This is a genomic window from Pseudomonas sp. Z1-29 (assembly GCF_051131995.1).
Taxonomy (GTDB): domain Bacteria; phylum Pseudomonadota; class Gammaproteobacteria; order Pseudomonadales; family Pseudomonadaceae; genus Aquipseudomonas.
Window position 1 is genome coordinate 1,921,221 of the sequence record NZ_CP071645.1, and the last position, 18,983, is coordinate 1,940,203.

Below are 18,983 nucleotides of genomic sequence, written 5' to 3' on the forward strand. Positions count from 1 at the left end.
ATAAGAAACATTCGTTGGATTGATCTTATCCCTGGCGCGAGACTAGAGCCATCCCCAACGGAGGACATCACGATGAAAGGTCAAAAAGGTTATTTGCTGATTGATAAATTCTCATCCCACGGTTTTTCGCTCAGCGCGCTGTTGCACAAGTTTAGCCGCTGGTACGAATTGCACCACGAGCGTGAACTGCTCGCCTCGATGAGCGATGAGGCGCTCAAGGACATAGGTGTCAGCCGTGCCGATGTTGAAAAGGAAGTGGTTCGGCCATTCTGGGATGACCCGATGCACAAATGAGCCATCCTTCCCTACACAAACCGCTTAATGGTGAGGTAGGTTGCGAGCAGACAAGGAGATCTCCATGCCCGCGACTGTATCCTTTACCCTCAGACAGGCCCGACGCCTGGCGTTGGCCGCCCAAGGATTCGATGGGCGACCATCGCCAGCTTCGGTGCAACCCGCGCGCCTCAACCGTCTGATCGAGCGCCTCGGCGTCGTGCAGATCGATTCAGTCAATGCCTTGGTGCGCTCGCATTACCTCCCGCTGTTCTCCCGCCTTGGTCACTACAATCGCGACTTGCTCGATCAGGCAGCCTGGAGCCAGGGGGGCCGCCGTACGTTGTTTGAATATTGGGGGCATGAAGCTTCGTTGATGCCGGTTGCGATGTATCCGCTGATGCGTTGGCGCATGGCGCGGGCGGCCCGTGGCGAAGGCATTTACCAGCAGTTGGCGCGGTTTGGTCGTGAGCAGCAGGACGTGATTCATCGGGTCCTTCAGGCGGTTCAGGAGCAGGGCGCGCTTGGCGCCGGCAGCTTGTCCACCCGTCAGGAGAAGGCCGGTCCCTGGTGGGACTGGAGCGCCGAGAAACATGCGCTGGAATGGCTGTTCGCCGCGGGCAAAGTCACCGTAGCCGGGCGGCGGGGGTTCGAGCGGCTCTATGATCTGCCTGAGCGGGTGCTGCCCGAGTCGGTCCTGCGCCAACCGCAGCTGGACGAAGCCCATGCCCAACGCGCGTTGCTCCTGCATGCGGCGCAGGCCTTGGGCGTCGGCACCGAGAAGGACCTGCGTGATTACTTCCGCCTGGATCCGGCCGACAGCCGCGCGCGACTGGCCGAGTTGGAGGAGGCGGGTGAGTTGTTGCGATGTCAGGTGCAGGGCTGGAAGCAGCCGGCCTGGTGCCAACCCACCGTGAAAATCCCCCGCAAGGTCGCTGCCAGTGCCTTGCTGTCGCCGTTCGACTCGCTGGTCTGGGAGCGCAGCCGCACCGAGCGCTTGTTCGACTTCCGCTATCGCCTGGAAATCTACACGCCGGTGCACAAGCGCGTGTATGGCTATTACGTCTTGCCGTTTTTGCACAATGAGCGGATTGCGGCGCGGGTCGATCTTCGTGCGGAGCGGGCCTTGGGGCGGCTGGCCGTGCATGCCGTGCATGAGGAAGAGCCGGGGCTTGACGAGGAGGGCATGCAGGCGCTGGCGATGAATCTGCGGCGCATGGCTGACTGGTTGGGACTGGAGCGGGTGCAGCTCAATTGCCAGCGGGAGGGTGGGGTGCGGTTGGCGGTGGCGTTGGCGCGGGTTGATGGTGGCTGAGCTGGCCCCTTCGCGAGCAGGCTCGCTCCCACAAGGTATTTATGGTGACCACGGCTTTTGTGTCCGCAGCCAGTCACCTGTGGGAGCGAGCCTGCTCGCGAAGCGATTGAGCAGGCGAAGAAGCCCCTACTGACTCACCGCCGTACCTGCTTCAGCGTCTCGGCAATCAAGAACGCCAGCTCCAGCGACTGATCGGCATTCATCCGCGGGTCGCAGTGCGTGTGGTAACGATCCGACAGCCCATCCTCGGTGATCGGTCGGGCGCCGCCGATGCATTCGGTGACGTTCTGCCCGGTCATCTCGATATGAATCCCGCCGGCGTAGGTCCCTTCGGCTTCATGCACCTGGAAGAACTGCTTCACCTCGCCAAGAATCTGCGCAAAATCCCGGGTCTTGTAGCCGCTGCTGGCCTTGATGGTATTGCCGTGCATCGGGTCGGAACTCCAGAGCACCTGCTTGCCTTCACGCTGCACGGCGCGCAACAGTTGCGGCAGGTGATCAGCGACCTTGTTGGCGCCCATCCGCGCGATCAGGTTCAGTCGACCGGGGTCGTTATCCGGGTTGAGCACGTCGATCAGGCGGATCAGGTCGTCAGGGTTCATGCTCGGGCCGACCTTGACCCCGATCGGGTTGTTCACCCCCCGCAGGAACTCCACATGCGCTCCGTCCAGCTGGCGGGTACGATCGCCGATCCACAGCATGTGGGCGGAGCAGTCGTAATAATCGTTGGTCAGGCTGTCACGGCGTACGAAGGCTTCTTCATAGTTGAGCAACAACGCTTCGTGGGCGGTGAAAAAACTGGTCTCGCGCAGTTGCGGCGAGCTGTCCATGCCGCAGGCGCGCATGAACGCCAGGGTTTCGTCGATGCGGTCGGCCAAGTGGCTGTACTTTTCCGCCAGGGCCGAGTTGGCGATGAAGTCCAGGTTCCACTTGTGCACCTGGTGCAGATCGGCGAACCCGCCCTGGGCGAACGCCCGCAGCAGGTTGAGGGTTGCGGTGGACTGATGATAGGACTGCAAAAGCCGCTCCGGATCCGGCACGCGACTTTTCTCGTCGAAGCCGATGCCGTTGACGATGTCGCCCCGGTAGGCCGGTAGTGTCACGCCATCGATCGTCTCATCGTTGGCCGAGCGCGGTTTGGCGAACTGGCCCGCCATGCGCCCGACCTTGACCACCGGGCAACCGGCGGCGAAGGTCATGACAATCGCCATTTGCAGCAGCACCTTGAAGGTGTCGCGGATCTTGGCGGCGGAAAATTCGGCAAAGCTCTCGGCGCAATCGCCGCCCTGCAGCAGGAAGGCCCGACCCTGGGTGACTTCGGCAAACTGACGACGCAATTCCCGGGCTTCACCGGCAAACACCAACGGCGGATAACTGGCCAGGGTCTGCTCCACCTGCAGCAGATGCGCCGCGTCGGGGTAGCGGGGTTGTTGCTGGATCGGCAGGGCGCGCCAGCTGTCAGGGCTCCAGGGTTGGCTCATCATGATCTCTAGGTGATTTACGCTCGGGCGCTCATGTTATCAGCAAATTAGTGCGTGACCTGTTCCGCTCGCTTCGCCGACAATCGCGCCTTTGCCCCGTTTGCGCGGGCTTGAGCCAGCACGGCAACATCAGGAGAGGAAATGACAGAGGAGCGCGTCGAGCATTTGCTCGCCGAGGTGCACGACGAGTTCGGCATGATCCGCGTACTCGAAGTGGCCGATTACCGGTTTCTCGAATTTGGCGATGCGATCGAGCAGAGCTGCGTGTTCACGGCTGATCCGAGCTGGCTCGAATATGACTACACCCGCGCCATGCTCATCGGTGCGTTGTGCCACGAGCAACCGGAGAGCGCGCTGTTCCTCGGGCTGGGGGCCGGTACGCTGACCCAGGCCTGTCTCAAGTTCCTGCCGCTGGAAGATGTCGAGGCCATCGAACTGCGCCCCGACGTGCCGCGCCTGGCCATCGAATACCTCGGGCTGGACGATGATCCGCGCCTGTACATTCGTGTCGGTGATGCCTTGGAGCTGCTTGAAACGGCGGAGCCGGCGGACCTGATTTTCGTCGACCTCTATACCGATGTCGGTCCCGGCGTCGGTCACCTGGCCTGGGGATTTCTGGAAAACTGCCAGAAGCGCCTCAATCCCGGCGGCTGGCTGGTGATCAACCAGTGGGCCACCGACGATGGCAAGCCGCTGGGCGCGGCGCTCTTGCGCGGCTTGTATCACCGGCACTACTGGGAGTTGCCGGTGAAGGAGGGCAACGTCATCCTGATCGTGCCGGCGGACCTGGACCAGGCATTGGACATGCAAGGTCTGGTCGCCCGTGCCGAAGGGCTCGCGCCGCGGCTGGGTTATTCGTTGCAGTCGCTGATCAAGGCGATCCGCCCGGCGACTTGATCGGCTTTTCAAGCATTCTTTTGGATGGGTTCCCCCGTGGCGAGGGAGCTTGCTCCCGCTGGGCCGCGAAGCGGCCCCTTCGATTTCAGATATCAACCCAGGCGTCTGCTTCGCAGCCGAGCGGGAGCAAGCTCCCTCGCCACAGGGAGCTCATCACAGGGCTTAGCCATCCAAAGGTGAACCGTTTTAGCTAACGCCCTCAACGCCTGCTGCACAGAGCCCCACCACACCCTTCGTTGATAAAAAAATCTCCCTTTTTCAACGAATTCCGGTATAGTGCGCGCCGGCCTTTAGCCGGGCCGCGTCACGGTAGCGCAATTCCCCGAAGCCAGCTTCGGTTGCATGTCCGCACAACGGATGCTTCCACGACGTTCTTTTTCATTCATTCGTTTTCGCAAATCCCCGCCGACAAAGCAGCCAGGGCGACTCTTGAGTCTCAACACGGCATGCGCAGCTTTGGAGCATGGGTCTTTGCGGATGCACTTAGAGGCAGACCCATGACCCAGGAAACCGGCGGCTTCGCCGCTTTTAATCTCAACCCGAACATTCTTGCTGCCGTCATTGCGACTGGCTACGAAGAACCTTCGGCTATTCAGCAGCAATCGATCCCGATCATCATGGCCGGCCACGACATGATTGGCCAGGCGCAAACCGGTACGGGTAAAACCGCTGCGTTCGCCCTGCCGATCCTGCATCGCATCGATCCTGCCAAGCGCGAGCCGCAAGCCCTGATCCTGGCGCCAACCCGAGAGTTGGCGCTGCAAGTAGCAACCGCTTTCGAAACCTACTCCAAGCAAATGCCTGGCGTTACCGTTGTGGCCGTTTACGGCGGCGCCCCGATGGGCCCACAACTGAAAGCAATCCGTAATGGCGCGCAGATCGTTGTCGCCACCCCGGGCCGTCTCTGCGACCACCTGCGTCGTGACGAGAAAGTCCTCGCTACCGTGAACCACCTGGTTCTCGACGAAGCGGACGAAATGCTCAAGCTGGGTTTCATGGATGACCTGGAAGTCATCTTCAAGGCCCTGCCAGCGACTCGCCAGACTGTTTTGTTCTCGGCCACCTTGCCGCAATCGATCCGTGCCATTGCCGAGCGCCACCTGCGCGATCCGCAACACGTGAAGATCCAGACCAAGACCCAGACCGTTACCGCGATCGAGCAGGCTCACCTGCTGGTTCACGCTGACCAGAAGACTTCCGCCGTTCTCAGCTTGCTGGAAGTGGAAGACTTCGACGCCCTGATCATGTTCGTGCGCACCAAGCAAGCAACCCTGGACCTGGCCAGCGCCCTGGAAGCCAAAGGCTACAAAGCCGCTGCGCTGAACGGTGACATTGCCCAGAACCAGCGCGAGCGCGTGATCGATTCCCTCAAGGATGGCCGTCTGGACATCGTTGTGGCGACCGACGTTGCTGCCCGTGGTCTGGACGTTCCGCGCATCACCCACGTGTTCAACGTGGACATGCCGTACGATCCGGAATCCTACGTCCACCGTATCGGCCGTACCGGCCGTGCCGGTCGCGAAGGTCGCGCGCTGCTGCTGGTGACTCCGCGTGAGCGCCGCATGCTGCAAGTGATCGAGCGTGTAACCGGTCAGAAGGTCGCGGAAGTCCGCCTGCCGGACGCCCAGGCCGTCCTCGATGCCCGTATCAAGAAACTGACCAACAGCCTGTCGCCGCTGGTGGCTGACGCCGAATCGACCCACGGTGATCTGCTCGATCGCCTGACCGCCGACATCGGTTGCACCCCGCGTGCCCTGGCCGCTGCCCTGCTGCGCAAGGCTACCAACGGTCAGGCGCTGACCCTGGCGGCGATCGAGAAGGAACGTCCACTGGTGCCGAACAGCGCGCCGCGTGGCGATCGTCCCGAGCGTACCGGTGATCGTCCGGACCGTGGTGATCGCGAGCGTCGCGCGCCGATCCCGCTGGGCGAAGGCCGTGCCCGCTGCCGTACCGCGCTGGGCGCTCGTGACGGCATTGCCGCCAAGAACCTGCTGGGCGCGATCCTCAACGAAGGCGGCCTGGCCCGCGAAGCGATCGGTCGCATCCAGGTGCGTGACAGCTTCAGCCTGGTGGAACTGCCGGAAGAAGGCCTGGAGAAGTTACTGACCAAGCTCAAGGACACTCGCGTGGCTGGCAAGCAGCTCAAGCTGCGTCGTTACCGCGAGGATTGATCGGCCCGCAGGCTGATTGATCGAGCATGAAAAAATCCCCGACTGGTTCGGGGATTTTTTTTGCCTGTTATCTGGTGTTCCTGCCGGGGGAGCGGTGTTGAAGCCAATCGCGAGCAAGCTCGCTCCCACAGGGGATTTGTGAGGCCGAAAATCCAATGTGGGAGCGAGCTTGCTCGCGATTGGAGCGACTCGGTCTGCTGGTCAATCAAACCGATAAATGTCCATCCCCAACGTTCCCATCGTGAACCCTTCATGGGCAATGCTGAATTTCCCACCCGCACCCCGGGCAAAATACAGCGGCAACAGGTGCTCGTCGCTGGGATGGCTGCGCACCGCATTGGGGGCCTGGCGGCGGTAATCATGCAGCGCGAACTCGTCGTTGGCCGCCAGTTGCGCCACTATCCAATCGCGGAATGCCTTGGCCCAGGGCTCGATGCTGTCAGGGCCGGCGTTCCAGTCCAGATCCCCCAGGTTATGCGTGATGCTGCCGGAACCGATCAGCAGAATGTCCTGTTCGCGCAGTCCTGCCAGAGCCCGGCCGACCTGCGTCTGCAGTGTCGGGCCGCGCTGGCTGGGCAGGGAAACCTGTACCACGGGAATATCGGCCTCGGGGTACATCAACGACAGCGGCACCCAGACGCCATGGTCCGATGGCCGCACTGTCTCCAGGCGTGCCGGCAATTGCGCTGCATTGAGCAGTTCGGCGACCTGCGTTGCCAGCAGGGGATCGCCTGGCGCCGGATATTGCACTTCGTACAACGCTTTCGGGAAGCCACCGAAGTCATGCCATGTACGCGGTCGCGGGTTGGCGCTGACCAGCAGTTCATTACTCTCCCAATGGGCGGACACAATCACGATGGCCTTGGGCTTCGGCATTTGCGCGGCCAGGCGAGCCAAGGCCGGACCGCTCTCGCCGGGTTCCAGGGCAAGCATCGGTGAACCATGGGAGATAAACAGGCTGGGCAGCATGGACGGGCTCCTGAGCGTTAAGATGGGTTCATCTTCGGTCAGGTCAACGATCGAAATCTAATATAAGTTTTAACCCGTTTTGATCGAATTTATGGAGCGATTCCCATGGACCCCGAGTTTTGGCACAAGCGTTGGTCAACCAACCAGATCGGTTTTCATCTGCCGGAAGTGAACCCTTACTTGCAGCGTTTCTGGCCACAGTTGGGATTGCCTGAAGAAACTCGAGTATTGGTGCCCTTGTGCGGCAAGACGCTGGATCTGCTGTGGTTGGCGCAACAAGGTTTTTCCGTGCTGGGGGTGGAGCTATCGGAAAAGGCCGTCACTGATTTTTTCCAGGAGCATCAGCTTGAGCCAAACGTGAGTGAGGAGGGCGCCTTCAAGGTATTTCGTTCTGGTGCCATCGAGATCCGCTGCGGTGATGTCTTTGCGTTGACACCTTTGGACGTCGCGGATTGCGCGACGTTGTATGACCGTGCGGCACTGATCGCCCTGCCTGCACCGATGCGCGAGCGTTATGCGGCCCATCTGCAGAGCATAATGCCGGACTGCGTCGGCCTGCTGATTACCCTGGACTACAACCAGGACGAGATGCCTGGGCCGCCGTTCTCGGTAGGACATGAAGAGGTGCAGCGGTTGCTGGGCAGGGCTTGGCAATTGCAAGTCCTGCAGAAGCAGGATGTGCTGGGCGAGAGTTGGAAGTTCTTGCAGGCGGGCGTGAAGCGGCTGGATGAGCGGGTATATCTGGTGTCCAGTCGTGGGGTGCGCTCAATGACCCCGTCCCGGACGGGCCCGCTGCCGCTTTTGACTTAGCAGGCACAAGAAAGCCCGCATCGCTGCGGGCTTTCTTGTATCAGTTGGCGGTTAGCCGCGACGACGCAGTGCGTCGATTCGCTCTTCCAGCGGTGGGTGGCTCATGAACATGCGAGCCAGGCCCTGCTTGATGCCGCCGTTGATGCCGAAGGCATTCAAGGTATCGGGCATGTGCACCGGCAGGCCTTGTTCGGCGCGCAGGCGCTGCAGGGCGCCAATCATGGCGCTGGTGCCGGCCAGGCGCGCACCGGCGTCATCGGCGCGGAACTCGCGTTTGCGCGAGAACCACATGACGATGGCGCTGGCGAGGATGCCCAGGACCAGCTCGGCGAAGATGGTCGCCACGTAGTAGGCGATACCCTGGCCTTCTTCGTTCTTGAAAATCACCTTGTCGACAAAGTTGCCGATGATGCGGGCGAAGAACATGACGAAGGTGTTCACCACACCCTGGATCAACGCCAGAGTCACCATGTCGCCGTTGGCGACGTGGCCGATCTCGTGGGCCAGCACAGCTTTCACTTCATCTGGCGAAAACCGTTCCAGCAGGCCCTGGCTGACGGCAACCAGGGCGTCGTTCTTGTTCCAGCCGGTGGCGAAGGCGTTGGCTTCGTACGCCGGGAAGATCCCGACTTCCGGCATCTTGATCCCGGCTTCACGGGACAACTGCTCGACGGTCTGCAGCAGCCATTGTTCGTGACGAGTGCGCGGCTGGCTGATGATCTGGGTGCCGGTGCTCATCTTCGCCATCCACTTGGAGATGAACAGCGAGAAGAGGGAACCGGCAAAACCGAACACCGCACAGAAGATCAGCAGCTGATTGAGGTTGAGATCAACCCCGTTGGCCGCCATGAACCCGTTGAAGCCGAAAAGGCTCAGGGTGATGCTGGCAATCAGCACGACCGCCAGGTTAGTGGCCAAGAACAGCAGGATGCGCATCATGGTGGTAGCAATCTCCTCATGCTAAAGATGTAGCGTTATGCGGGGTATATAAGGTGCTGCCGCAGGCTATTCAACTCGCCTTCTATTTCAAACTGTGTCCTACAGCGGTCCTCATTGTTTGAAAGACTTTTCTGAAAGTTGCGCCGGAAAAGAAATGTGGCCGCTGCCCCCCGTGAACGTTGCGTCTCGTCGTCCATCGGACAACGAGTCCCCGCGTCAGAAACCTGCGGAGGCAGGAAAATGGATATGTTGCTGAATCAAACAGAGCGCGAGGCGAACGCCCCGCACTCCGTCTGGCTCATTGACGGTAGGATTTGAGGAAATTGCCGATGCGGCCAATGGCCTGATCGAGGTCGTCAACCCGCGGCAGGGTCACGACGCGGAAATGGTCCGGCCATGGCCAGTTGAACGCCGTGCCCTGGACGACCAGCAATTTCTCCGACAGTAGCAGGTCGAGGACGAATTTCTCGTCGTTGTGGATCGGGCAGACCTTCGGGTCGATTCGCGGGAAGGCATACAGCGCACCCATCGGTTTGACGCAGCTGACGCCGGGGATGTCATTGAGCAGTTCCCAGGTGCGATTGCGCTGTTCCAGCAAACGGCCCTGGGGCAGGACCAGGTCGTTGATGCTCTGGTAGCCACCCAACGCCGTCTGGATCGCATGCTGGCTCGGCACGTTGGCGCACAGACGCATGTTGGCCAGCATGTCGATGCCTTCGATGTAGCTCTGAGCGTGGTGCTTGGGGCCGGAGATGGCGATCCAGCCGGAGCGGAAGCCGGCGACACGATAGGACTTGGAGAGGCCGTTGAAGGTCAGGCACAGCAGGTCCGGTGCCAGCGAGGCGGTGCAGACGTGCACGGCGTCATCGTAGAGGATCTTGTCGTAGATCTCGTCGGAGAACACCACCAGGTTGTGCTGGCGGGCCAGTTCGAGCATGCCCAGCAGCACCTCGCGGGAGTACACCGCGCCGGTCGGGTTGTTCGGGTTGATGATCACCAGGGCCTTGGTATTCGGGGTGATCTTGGCCTTGATGTCCGCCAGGTCAGGGAACCAGTTGGCCTGCTCGTCGCACAGGTAATGCACCGGGTTGCCGCCGGACAGGCTGACGGCGGCGGTCCACAGCGGATAATCCGGCGCCGGCACCAGCACTTCGTCGCCGTTGTTGAGCAAGGCCTGCATCGACATCACGATCAGCTCGGACACGCCGTTGCCCAGGTAGATGTCCTCGATGCCGATGCCTTCGACCTGCTTCTGCTGGTAATACTGCATCACGGCCTTGCGCGCACTGAACAGGCCCTTGGAGTCGCTGTAGCCTTGCGCGGTCGGCAGGTTGCGGATGACGTCCTGGAGAATTTCATCGGGGGCTTCGAAACCAAAGGGCGCCGGGTTGCCGATGTTCAGCTTGAGGATGCGATGGCCTTCCTCTTCCAGGCGTTTGGCGTGCTTGAGCACCGGGCCGCGAATGTCGTAGCAGACGTTGGCGAGCTTGTTCGATTTGCTGACCTGCATGGCGATGTGTTCCCGAAAATGAACGATCCAGGCGGCGTATGAACTACCGTACTGGGGATCCTGCGTCTGTGCCCGGGCCGGACGCGGTAGATGCGCCACAATCCATTTGAATGCGCATGACGTGACTGCCAGACTGGCGCCTGACGAGGCGCAATCATACGTGCCGCCCGATCTGCGGAAAAGCGTCGGATCGGGCTTTTTCAATTGCCGAGGTAGGACGATGGAAAAGTTGCAGAAAACCCTTGAAGAATGGCGTGAGATGCTCGACCCGGAGCAGTACAACGTCTGTCGCCTCAAAGGCACCGAACGCCCATTTTCCGGCAAGTACAACGCGACCAAGACCGACGGCATCTACCACTGCATCTGCTGCAACGAGCCGTTGTTCGATTCGACGACCAAATTCGATTCCGGCTGCGGCTGGCCGAGTTTCTACGCCCCGATCGAGGGGAGCGCGGTGGTGGAAGTGCGAGATGTCAGCCACGGCATGATTCGCACCGAGGTGGTCTGCGCCAGATGCGACGCGCATCTGGGCCATGTCTTCCCCGACGGCCCACCGCCCACTGGCTTGCGTTACTGCATCAACTCGGTGTGCCTGGATCTCGTGCCTCGCGAGTAATCGGCACAGTCTTTGTGGTGAGGGGATTTATCCCCGCTGGGCTGCGAAGCAGCCCCATTCTTCTGTGTGCAGAGCGAGGGTATCCAACCTTCCAGGGTCGCTTTGCGACCCAGCGGGGATAAATCCCCTCGCCACAGGACTCGGTTTTGCAGCTAAATTAAATTGCACACAATTTAATTGCTCGCTATCTTCGGCATCCAACTTCCCTCTGGAGCCGTCCCATGACCGACAATCTGCTGAGCATTCCCTGCACCACCATCAAGGGCGAGCAGAAGACGCTCGCCGATTTCGCCGGCAAGGCCGTGCTGGTGGTCAACACCGCCAGCCAATGCGGCTTCACCCCGCAGTACAAAGGTCTTGAGGCTTTGTGGCAATCCTACAAGGACCAGGGCCTGGTGGTGCTGGGCTTTCCTTGCAACCAGTTCGGCAAGCAGGAACCAGGCAACGAACGGGCGATCTCCGAGTTTTGCGAGCTCAACTTCGGCGTGAGTTTTCCGCTGTTCAAGAAGATCGATGTCAACGGGGCCAACGCCCATCCGCTATTTGTCCAGCTCAAGCAGCGGGCGCCCGGTGTGCTGGGGTCCAAGGGCATCAAGTGGAATTTCACCAAGTTCCTGATTGGCAGGGACGGCCAGGTGGTCAAGCGCTTCGCCCCGACCACCAAGCCCGAGGATCTCACCGGCGAGATCGAAGCCCTGCTGAAATGAGCGACCTGTCAGTCGATTCGCTGAAGCTCGACAGCCAGTTGTGCTTCAAGCTGTACGCCGCATCACGGGCGGTGATTCGTGGCTACAAGCCGATGCTCGATCAGCTTGGCCTGACCTATCCGCAGTACCTGGCGATGCTGGTGCTGTGGGAATGGCAGGACAACACCCCGGAGCAGCCCACGGTCAAGGCGCTTGGAGAGCGTTTGCTGCTGGATTCCGGCACGCTGACGCCGTTGCTCAAGCGCCTGGAGCAACTGAGTCTGATCCGCCGCCAACGCTCGGTCCAGGATGAGCGAGAGGTGCATTTGAGCCTGTCGGATGCGGGCCGCGCCTTGCGCGAGCAGGTCGGCCCGCTCAAGGCGCGCCTGCTGTGCGACAGCGGGATCGATCTGGATCGCGTGGGCGAGTTGCGCGATGGCCTGGATCACCTGCTCAAGCAGATCAAAGGGCTGACGTAGTCGGCACCCACTGGTCCAGCAATGCCGCCAGTTCCTCGCGACGGAACGGCTTGGACAGGTAATCGCTCATGCCGGCGGCCCGGCAGCGTTCGCGTTCCTCGGGCATCGCGTTGGCCGTCAGCGCGACGATCGGCAGGTCCGGCCAGCGGCCGCTGCGGCGAATCTGCCGGCTGGCTTCGTAACCGTCCATGACCGGCATGTTGCAGTCCATCAGGACCAGGTCGAACGCTTGCTGTTCGAGCTGGTCCAGGGCTTCGGCGCCATGGGCCGCGACCACCACTTCACAGCCCAGCTTGACCAGCATGCCCTTGGCCACCAGTTGGTTGACCGGGTTGTCCTCCACCAGCAGCACCCGGCCACGCCGCGAGGGCGCCAGTGCTTCGATCTGCGCGTCGTTGATGGTCGTCGCCTCGCTTTGCAGGGCCCGGCGCAGGATCTGGTAAAGCGCGTGGCGCGCCAGCGGTCGGGCCTGCTGCAGCAAAGGCGCGAGGGCGGCGGCTTCTTCGCTGGGCATGAAACTGCCATAGGCGGTGACGAGCAGGATCGGGGCGTCGAAGGTCGGGCGTAAATTGAACAGGCATTCCGGGCAATCGGTGATCAGGATGTCCGGCTTGAGCCCCAGCAACCCGTCGTCCACGGTGCGCTGTATGTAGTCCAGTCCCCAGACCGGCAGCAGCATGCCCAGCAATTCGGCCAGCCCGCTGTTGGCGGTGGTGATGGCGACCACGTTGCCCCGCAAGGTCTCGACGGGCGCGGCCGGGCTGTGGGCGGGCAGCGGCAGGTCGGCGCAGAACTGGCTGCCGAAGCCCGCCTCGGAACTGATCGTCAACCGGCCCTGCATCGCCTCGCAGAGGTTGTAGGTCAGTGCCAGGCCCAGCCCGGTGCCGCCGAACTGGCGGGTAATGCCCGCGCCGGCCTGGGTGAACGGCTGGAGAATCCGCGCCTGGTCCTCCTGGGGAATGCCGATGCCGGTGTCCCAGACCTCGACCCGCACGCCGCCTTCATAGTGATTCAATCGCACATCGACCCGACCGAAACGGGTGAACTTCAACGCGTTGGAAAGCAGGTTGCTGACGATCTGGCGAACGCGGGTCGGGTCGCCCAGTACCTGGGCTGGGAACTGCGGATCGATCAGACACGCCAGTTCGACGCTTGGCGCCGCGTTCTGCGACAGCAGGTTGGCGGTGTCTTCGACCAGCGCGCCAAGGTCGAACGGGATACGTTCGAGTTCCAGTTGGCCGGCGTCGAATTTGGACAGATCGAGAATGTCGTTGAGCAGTTCGACCAATACCTTGCCGGAGTCATGCGCTATCGACAGCTGTTGTTGTTGCTCGGCCGTCAACGGGCCATCCAGGGACAGGGCGATCATCCCGAGCAAGCCATTGAGGGGGGTGCGGATCTCATGGCTCATGTTGGCCAGGAACGCGGAGCGCGCGTCAGCCATGTCGAGGGCGGTGCGCCGGGCAATATCCAGCTCCTCGTTGGACTGGCTGAGCCGGGCATTGATGGCCTTTAGCTCGGCCGTGCGCGCCGAAACGATATTCTCCAGTTGCGCCAGGTAATCGGTCAGACGATTTTCAGCCGCGCGCCGTTGCTGGATTTCAGTGGAGACATTCTCGAACTGCTGGTTGGCGACCGAGACCAGCACGCCGATTTCGTCGTGTTGGTGGCCGGAAGGACATTCCAGCGGGCGCTGTTCGCTGCTGCCCGGGTCGCGGCTGCTGAGTTCGCGGATAACCCGCACCAAGGGTTTGGTCAGCATGACGTAGAACAGCGCGAGCAGCAGGCCGGTCAGGATCAGGCTGCGGGCGAAACCGTTGAGCAGTGTCACCTCGGCCCGGCGCAGGAAACGGCTGCCGAACGCATAAGTGTCTACATCCAGTCGCAGCACGCCGAGGGACTCGCCCGGCGAATGATTCAGGTAGAGCCGGTCTTCGAACTGTCGTTGGGCGCCAAAAAGCGAGTCGCTGATAAATCGGTAGCTGCTTTGCAGCTCGGGTCGCTTGACGCTGGCCAGCACCGTATTGTTGTTATCGATCAGTTCGGCGCCGACGATGGCCGGCGAGCGCAACAGGCCCAGGGCCAATTCCTGGGCAAGCTCGGCATCGATGTTATAGGCGATGCGCGAGGCCGGGTTGTGGCTGATTTCCAGCAACGAGAGGATTTCACGGTTGATCGACGCGTCTTCGCTGGCATAATCGATGCCGATCTGTACCAGGCTTAGGAAGGTGCCCAGCACGAAACCCACCATGACGGTCAGTCGAGCCTGTTTGTACGACAGCCGTTGGGTGAATCTGATGTCCATGGGATGGTGAACCACTTACGTTTCCCTTCGCCGGTCAAGCATAGCTGATCATTTCCGAATACCGGTGCGGCCGGTTTGCATTGTCTGAAACAGACCCGCAGCTGGCCTCGTCGTTTCGTCGCTGTAGCGTCATCATTACCGTGAACTTGTCCGAGGAAAAGACGTGGACGCCCGATTGAATGCTTTTCTTGAGCGCGCCGATGCGGTGCTTGCCCGTATCGAGCCCTTGTTGCCCGCCCCGCGGCCCGACATCGACTGGAACCAGACCCTGGCCGCGCGCTGGCAACGTGACGGGCGCAGCGGTTTCCTGATGCCGTTGACGGTCAGCCTCGACATGCGCCTGTCGGACCTGATCGGTGTCGACCGTCAGGTTGAACAACTGGGCCGCAACACCCGTCAGTTCATCGATGGCATGCCGGCCAACCACGCTTTGCTCTGGGGCTCGCGCGGCACCGGCAAGTCGTCGCTGGTACGGGCCTTGCTGGCTGAGCATGCCGGGCAGGGCCTGCGCTTGATCGAGATCGAGCGTGACCACCTGGCCGATCTGCCCCGGGTAGTCGAGCAGGTGGCAAAACTGCCCCAGCGTTTTGTGCTGTTCTGCGATGACCTGTCGTTCGAGTCCGGCGAAGGCGACTACCGCGTGCTCAAGAGTGTGCTCGACGGTTCCCTGGAACAGGCGCCGGACAATGTGCTGCTGTACGCCACCTCGAACCGCCGTCACCTGGTACCGGAAAAGGAAAGCGACAACGAGAACTGGAAACGGGTCGACGGCGAGCTGCACCCCAGCGAGGCGGTGGAAGACAAGATCGCCTTGTCCGACCGCTTCGGGTTGTGGCTATCGTTCTATCCATTTACCCAGGAGCATTTCCTCGATGTGGTAGAGCATTGGATCGGCGAGCTGGCGGCCAAGGCCGGGCTCGACTGGCAGCGTGACGAAGCACTGGATGTGCAGGCGGTGCGCTGGGCAACCGGACGTGGCAACCGCAACGGACGTTGCGCCTATCAATTTGCCCGTTATTGGGTGGGCCTCAAACTCCTGGAGCACAAAGCATGATCGATTTGACCCACACCGGTGACGGCCTCGAAGGCTACGGCCTGTTGTCGGCACAGCTGCAATCGTTGCTGGCGGATGAACGCGACTTCATCGCCAATGCCGCGCAATTCTCGGCTTTCCTGTTCAGTCAGTTGGAGGGTCTGAACTGGGCCGGTTTCTACCTCAACCGCAGCGAGGAATTGGTGCTGGGGCCGTTCCAGGGCCAGATTGCCTGTGTGCGCATTCCCTTCGGTCGTGGTGTCTGCGGCACGGCGGCGGCGACTCGCCAAACCCAGCGTGTCGAAGATGTCCACGCGTTTCCCGGGCACATTGCCTGCGACAGCGCCTCGAACAGCGAACTGGTGGTGCCGCTGGTCAAAGAGGGACGACTGATCGGCGTGCTGGACCTGGACAGTCCGAAACCGGCGCGCTTCACCGAGCACGACCAGGCCGGCATCGAGCAACTGGCGGCAATCTTCCTGCGGCTGACCGATTGCTGATCACGCCTTCAGCCCGGCATTGACCAGCAGGCTGCCCGGGTCGATCTCATCGATCTGGCTCGGGTCCAGGAACTCATCGGCATAAAGCAAGTAGATTCGCTCGTCGACAAACAGCTGGAACAGCTCGGGATCGATGTGGGCGTCGCGGCACATGGTGGCCATGATGCCGAGGGCTTCACTCAGTTTCTTGGCTTTTTTATACGGGCGATCCGCTGCGGTCAGCGCTTCGAAGATATCGGCAATCGCCATCATTCGAGCCGGCAGGCTCATCTGCTCGCGCTTGAGTCGCTTCGGATAACCGGTGCCATCCATTTTCTCGTGATGGCCGCCAGCGATTTCCGCAACGTTTTCCAGGTGGCTGGGGAAGGGCAGCTGGCTGAGCATCAGGATCGTCTGCACCATGTGGTGGTTGATCACATAACGTTCTTCGCGGGTCAGTGTGCCGCGCGTGATGCTGAGGTTGTAGAGTTCGCCGCGGTTGTATTTCCAGCGCGGTACATCGAGCTGGAAGCCCCATGGGTTGTCTGCCGGAATCAGCTCGGCTGCATGCCGCTCGATCAAATGCTCGGGTTTGTCCGCCAGCAGCGATTCAGTCACCGGAAGCGTCGGCGAAGGTGTGCGCGCCTGGCGTCGGCTTTCCTCCCAGGAAACTCCCAGACGATCATCCAGGGTGCGCGTCCACGTGCGCTGGGCGATGCGTTGCAGACGCTGCAGATCACGCTCGGCCATGGCTTCGGAGCCCAGGTTGCAGCGTGCGACAAAGGCAAAGTCATCATCGAGGGCGGCCAGCGTCGCGTCGCGCTGGCGGGCCAGGGCTGACGACTCGCCACCGGTTGCCAGGGCCTGCCAGTAATTGATCCAGGCGTCGCGCTTGAGTACCTCGAAGCGGGTACGGATTTCATGGATCCGGTCGTTCAGGGTTTCCAGCTTGGTGGCCTTGTCCACTACGTACTCGGGTGTGGTGACCTTGCCGCAGTCATGCAGCCAGGCAGCGATGTGCAGCGCTTCCCATTCATCGTCCGTTGGCCGGTAGGCGTCGAACGCCGGTGCCTGGCTGGCGGCCGCGGCCTGGGCGAGCATCAGCGTCAGGGCTGGCACTCGCTGGCAATGGCCGCCGGTGTAAGGGCTCTTGGCATCGATCGCCCCGGCGAGCAGTTGGATGAATGAGTCCAGCAGCTGCTTTTGCCTGGCTTGCAGGCGCTGGCTTTCGATGCTCACCGTCGCGGTGCCGGAAACGGCCTGGAGAAAGGCGATGCGGTCCGGCTGGAGTTTCTCCAGGTCGGCTTCAGCGCCGCTGTCTGTGATCAACAGCAACAAGATGCCAACGGTTTCCTGATGGCGGTTGCGCAAGCGGATGCCGATCAGGTGCACGCGCGGGGCATCCAGTTCCAGCAGGACGCTGCGCAAATCGGCAGCCTGCTCGAAGCCCAGCGAGGACACCAGGGTCTCCGCGGTGGCCAGTTCCTGTAACCACGGCGGGCTGTCCGCGCCATTCAGTGCGTAGCCTCGCAGGGCGAAGGCTTGCAGGTCCCGAGGCGTCCCATCGATCACCAGCCCGTAGGGCTTGACTTGCTCCTCGTCGTGTTCGCGCAGATAGATCAGGCCGGCCTGGGCCTGGCCGATTTTCACCGTCTCGAACAACACCCGCTCCAATAGCGGGGCAAAGCGGGTTTCAGCGCGCAGGCTGGCCGTGATCTCGAAAAAACTCGCCAGGGTTTCTTTCATGCGTGCCATCGAAACACCCAGTTGATCGACCTCCAGCACCGGAGAACGGCGGGACACCGGATAGTTGAAGTCGAAGCTGCGAATGGCGTCGGCTTCCTTGACCAGTGCGCGCAAGGGCTTGACCAGGATTCGCGAGGTCAGCCAGCCGAGGGGCAGGCACATCAGCAACGTGGCGAGGGTAATCAGCGCGCCTTGCCAGCGCAGGCGATAGGCATCGGCGAGCAGTTCGTCCTCCGGCACCAGCAAGGCCAACTCCAAACCCTGCGGCCCGCCCTCCTGCATGTGGCTGCGGGAAACGATCCAATGGCGTCCGGCCGCTTCCAGGCGTGGCGTGTCAGTGTGGTCATCGAGCGCAGCGGCGATGGCCGGGGCAAGGTCACGCGCCTTGATCAGGCGGGACGACTGAATGTCGGCGATCAACCGGGGGCTGTCCGGATAGCCCACCGCGTTGCCTTGGGGATCGATCAGGACAATTTCGGTGCCGGCGCTCACCTTGTGCTTGGCCAATGTCTGGGACAGGGCGGCGAGGGTCAGGTCAGCGCCGATGACGGCCTGCTCGCCGCTGCGCCGCGCAAGGGTGGTGCCGATGTTTCGGGTGGAAAAGAACACGTAGGGTTCGGTGGTGATCTGTTCATGGCTGTTCAAGGCGCTACGGAACCAGCCCCGGCTCCGCGGATCGTAGGTTTCGTCAGGATGTTGCAGGCGGCTGAGAAGGTTAAGGTCCCGGTCATAGAACAACGATTGCGAGCGAACCAGGCCTTCGTTGCCGGCGCGCTCAACGGTCCAGACCTGATACAGCGCGCCGACCGGTGCCTTCATCGCAGCCCTCAAGGCATCGGTGCGCAACGGCCGGACCATGAAAAACTCGCCCTTGCTGTCACCCAGGTACAGCGACGCCAGGTTCGGGTTGTCTCGCAGCGCCTGGCTGAAGGGCACGAGCAGGTCCAGCCGTTGCGCCATCCCAGGCGCACGCGTCGCCGGGTAATCGGCCAGCAGGCCCAGCAGATGACGGATCGGTTCGTAGGTGTCGTACAGGTCCAGGCGTACGTCCTGTTCAATTCGATTGAACAGCTTTTCGCTGCTGGACAGGATGATCTGGGTGGTTTGCCGGTAGTTGAAGACGCCCAGCACGACGCCGGTCAGCAGCAGGAGCAGGGTAAACATCACGCTGATATGGACGTGCAGGGGAAACCGGCGTTTTTCCGGACGCGGTGCGCTGGGCATATCCGTCACTCCAAGTGTTCGGGGGGAGATCGCCCCCTGATACGCACTGC

Annotated in this window: 16 protein-coding genes; 10 read left to right on the forward strand and 6 right to left on the reverse strand. The window is 61.7% G+C overall.

The genetic code is table 11. The features are described from left to right. The first annotated feature begins 72 nt into the window (after nucleotides 1–72). The gene (locus tag J3P84_RS08940; protein ID WP_305499769.1) at nucleotides 73–294 is read left to right on the forward strand and encodes a DUF1127 domain-containing protein; all 222 of its coding nucleotides are present in this window, start codon (nucleotides 73–75) and stop codon (nucleotides 292–294) included. 64 nt (nucleotides 295–358) lie between these two features. Next, on the forward strand, nucleotides 359–1,588 hold the full coding sequence (locus J3P84_RS08945; protein WP_434629451.1) for a winged helix-turn-helix domain-containing protein: 1,230 nt from the start codon (nucleotides 359–361) through the stop codon (nucleotides 1,586–1,588). 134 nt (nucleotides 1,589–1,722) lie between these two features. Here J3P84_RS08945 and J3P84_RS08950 read toward each other — a convergent pair whose 3' ends face one another. Continuing rightward, the gene (locus tag J3P84_RS08950) at nucleotides 1,723–3,069 is read right to left on the reverse strand and encodes a class II 3-deoxy-7-phosphoheptulonate synthase (protein WP_305499772.1); all 1,347 of its coding nucleotides are present in this window, start codon (nucleotides 3,067–3,069) and stop codon (nucleotides 1,723–1,725) included. Between the two features lie 141 nt (nucleotides 3,070–3,210). Between J3P84_RS08950 and J3P84_RS08955 the strand changes: the two genes are divergently transcribed. Then, entirely contained in the window at nucleotides 3,211–3,966 is a 756-nt protein-coding gene (locus J3P84_RS08955; protein WP_305499774.1) for a spermidine synthase, read from the forward strand. Between the two features lie 497 nt (nucleotides 3,967–4,463). Further along, complete coding sequence (locus J3P84_RS08960; protein ID WP_305499776.1) at nucleotides 4,464–6,137, forward strand: DEAD/DEAH box helicase; 1,674 nt, start codon at nucleotides 4,464–4,466, stop codon at nucleotides 6,135–6,137. Nucleotides 6,138–6,338: 201 nt separating this feature from the next. Here the strand turns inward: J3P84_RS08960 and J3P84_RS08965 are convergent, their stop codons facing one another. Then, complete coding sequence (locus tag J3P84_RS08965) at nucleotides 6,339–7,106, reverse strand: DODA-type extradiol aromatic ring-opening family dioxygenase (RefSeq protein WP_434629459.1); 768 nt, start codon at nucleotides 7,104–7,106, stop codon at nucleotides 6,339–6,341. 105 nt (nucleotides 7,107–7,211) lie between these two features. Between J3P84_RS08965 and J3P84_RS08970 the strand changes: the two genes are divergently transcribed. Further along, on the forward strand, nucleotides 7,212–7,916 hold the full coding sequence (locus J3P84_RS08970; RefSeq protein ID WP_434629462.1) for a thiopurine S-methyltransferase: 705 nt from the start codon (nucleotides 7,212–7,214) through the stop codon (nucleotides 7,914–7,916). A gap of 51 nt (nucleotides 7,917–7,967) precedes the next feature. Here J3P84_RS08970 and htpX read toward each other — a convergent pair whose 3' ends face one another. Continuing rightward, the gene (gene htpX, locus J3P84_RS08975) at nucleotides 7,968–8,855 is read right to left on the reverse strand and encodes a protease HtpX (RefSeq protein WP_003183732.1); all 888 of its coding nucleotides are present in this window, start codon (nucleotides 8,853–8,855) and stop codon (nucleotides 7,968–7,970) included. A 298-nt stretch (nucleotides 8,856–9,153) separates the two neighbouring features. Next, nucleotides 9,154–10,365 (reverse strand): pyridoxal phosphate-dependent aminotransferase, encoded by a 1,212-nt coding sequence (locus J3P84_RS08980; RefSeq protein ID WP_018603142.1) that lies wholly within the window; start codon nucleotides 10,363–10,365, stop codon nucleotides 9,154–9,156. Nucleotides 10,366–10,585: 220 nt separating this feature from the next. Between J3P84_RS08980 and msrB the strand changes: the two genes are divergently transcribed. The 3 genes from msrB to J3P84_RS08995 all read left to right on the forward strand — a co-directional run bounded on the left by msrB (nucleotide 10,586) and on the right by J3P84_RS08995 (nucleotide 12,146). Beyond that, nucleotides 10,586–10,981, forward strand: a complete 396-nt coding sequence (gene msrB / locus J3P84_RS08985; protein WP_434629465.1) for a peptide-methionine (R)-S-oxide reductase MsrB — start codon at nucleotides 10,586–10,588, stop codon at nucleotides 10,979–10,981. A 221-nt stretch (nucleotides 10,982–11,202) separates the two neighbouring features. After that, nucleotides 11,203–11,688 carry a glutathione peroxidase gene (locus J3P84_RS08990; protein WP_434629468.1) on the forward strand — a complete coding sequence of 162 codons (486 nt, stop codon included), beginning with the start codon at nucleotides 11,203–11,205 and terminating at the stop codon, nucleotides 11,686–11,688. Continuing rightward, entirely contained in the window at nucleotides 11,685–12,146 is a 462-nt protein-coding gene (locus J3P84_RS08995; protein ID WP_434572825.1) for a MarR family winged helix-turn-helix transcriptional regulator, read from the forward strand. The genes J3P84_RS08990 and J3P84_RS08995 overlap by 4 nt, the downstream gene beginning before the upstream one ends. Here J3P84_RS08995 and J3P84_RS09000 read toward each other — a convergent pair. Next, a complete protein-coding gene (locus tag J3P84_RS09000; RefSeq protein ID WP_434629472.1) occupies nucleotides 12,130–14,451 on the reverse strand; it encodes a response regulator in 2,322 nt (773 codons plus the stop codon). The genes J3P84_RS08995 and J3P84_RS09000 overlap by 17 nt on opposite strands. Nucleotides 14,452–14,614: 163 nt before the next feature. On the opposite strand from J3P84_RS09000, the gene J3P84_RS09005 reads away from it, so the two are divergent. After that, a complete protein-coding gene (locus J3P84_RS09005) occupies nucleotides 14,615–15,505 on the forward strand; it encodes an ATP-binding protein (protein WP_434629475.1) in 891 nt (296 codons plus the stop codon). Next, nucleotides 15,502–15,984, forward strand: coding sequence for a GAF domain-containing protein (locus J3P84_RS09010; RefSeq protein WP_434629478.1), 483 nt, complete (start codon nucleotides 15,502–15,504; stop codon nucleotides 15,982–15,984). Before J3P84_RS09005 ends, J3P84_RS09010 begins: the two co-directional genes overlap by 4 nt. On the opposite strand, the gene J3P84_RS09015 is transcribed toward J3P84_RS09010, so the two are convergent. After that, a complete protein-coding gene (locus tag J3P84_RS09015) occupies nucleotides 15,985–18,933 on the reverse strand; it encodes an HD domain-containing phosphohydrolase (RefSeq protein ID WP_434629481.1) in 2,949 nt (982 codons plus the stop codon). Between the last annotated feature and the right edge of the window lie 50 nt (nucleotides 18,934–18,983).